This is a genomic window from Microcystis sp. M53603_WE2, from assembly GCF_030065435.1.
Window position 1 is genome coordinate 1 of record NZ_JASJFF010001190.1, and the last position, 1212, is coordinate 1212.

Annotated in this window: 2 protein-coding genes; both read left to right on the plus strand. The window is 39.8% G+C overall.

Annotation, left to right across the window (positions count from 1 at the left end):
- A partial coding sequence (locus tag PX481_RS24925) for a transposase (protein ID WP_288023342.1) occupies positions 1 to 114 on the plus strand: 114 nt, incomplete at its 5' end.
- 970 nt (positions 115 to 1084) lie between these two features.
- On the plus strand, positions 1085 to 1212 hold a 128-nt coding region (locus tag PX481_RS24935; RefSeq protein ID WP_288096623.1), incomplete at its 3' end, for a helix-turn-helix domain-containing protein.

Sequence of the window (1212 nt, forward strand, 5' to 3'; positions counted from 1 at the left end):
ATGGTCGAGGGAATCAACAATAAACTTAAACTAATAAAACGGAGAAGCTATGGCTTTAGAAACTTTCGGAATTTTTGGGTTAGAAGTATGTTGTCTTGGCATCTTGTCTGTTGATTTAGCATAAAGGGTAACGAAGAGCCACTTAACATAGCTTGGTTTTCTTGAATTTGTTGTTCTAAAGTATTAAGAGTTCGTTGTAGATTGGCTCTGGCTTCCTGAATTTTTTGTTCTAAGGTAGTCGTAATGCGTTGCAAGTTAGCCTCAGCTTCTTGGAGTCTTTTTTGTGTAGTTGTCGCCTCTAAACAAAATCGCTCTTTTTCCCCTTGAGAAACTGCACCATTACGGTATAAAGATTGATAACGTTGACAATCTGTGAGAGAATTATTCAATTCTGCTTTAATTCTTTCAACGGTAGCTTTTTGTCCTAGTTTTTCCCCTTCAAGTTCCGATTCCAAACTAGAGATCGCTGCTGTTTGCCTCATTATTTGTCCCTCTAATTCCGCTTTGCTTTGACGCATACGGGAATCTTGAGCCATAATTTCGCCTTTTTTTGCCCCTTCTCTCACTTTTTCGAGTTTAGATGCTGCTAAACCCAGATTTGCTTGAGCTTGTTTCAGGGCTGCTCGCAAACGGGCATTATTATCTAAAATAGCCATAATTTCGCCTTTTTCAACTTTTTCTCCCTGTTTTACCAGTATTTTATCTACTCTACTTCCTTCCAAAAAGGCAGTAGCTGATATTTGAGTAATTCCACCTTGGGGTTCAAGATAACCAAGGGCAGCAACAGCTTCGGGAGTATCAGGAGAAACCGTCGGGGAAATCGATAACTGGGAAGCTTTCAAGGATGATTCTGGTCTAAAATAGAAGATAATAACGGTTGTTCCCAAGCTAAATCCCATAAAAGCTCCTAAAAGACCCCAAAACCAATATTTTAAAGAATAGGAATTTTGAAGGCGAAAGTTAGCCATTGTTGTTAACAGGGATAAGGATTCATCGAAAATTTGGGTCTGAAACCCCGTCGTTCTACGACGGCTTTACTGTTAAATATTAGCGCATTTACACGATATATGCTAGAATGCGAGATATGGAAAAAGCCTATTCGTTTCGATTTTACCCAACACCCGAACAAGAGTCGCTATTGCGGCGCACTTTGGGCTGTGTAAGATTGGTTTACAATAAGGCACTCCATCTCAGAACACAAGCATGGTACGA